This window comes from Streptomyces chattanoogensis (genome assembly GCF_001294335.1).
In the GTDB taxonomy this organism is placed as follows: domain Bacteria; phylum Actinomycetota; class Actinomycetes; order Streptomycetales; family Streptomycetaceae; genus Streptomyces; species Streptomyces chattanoogensis.
Map to the genome: position 1 here is coordinate 1 of NZ_LGKG01000104.1, position 281 is coordinate 281.

1 protein-coding gene is annotated in these 281 nt (G+C 67.3%); it reads left to right on the top strand.

Going from position 1 to position 281, the window contains the following annotated elements:
• Positions 1–281: hypothetical protein (locus ADL29_RS12820; RefSeq protein ID WP_157878479.1), on the top strand; the 281-nt coding region annotated here is incomplete at both ends.

The window sequence follows — 281 nt, forward strand, 5'->3', positions numbered from 1 at the left end:
GGCTACATCGAGGCGCACGGCACCGGCACCGAGCTCGGCGACCCGGTCGAGATCAACGGGCTCAAGGCCGCCTTCCGGGAGCTGTACGAGGAGCACGGCGCGGTGGTCGAGGCGGCGCACTGCGGTATCGGCTCGGTCAAGACGAACATCGGGCATCTCGAACTCGCGGCGGGTGTCGCCGGTGTGATCAAGGTGCTGCTGCAGATGCGGCACCGCACGCTCGCCAAGAGCCTGCACTGCGACACCGTCAATCCCTATATCGACCTCGACGGCAGCCCGTT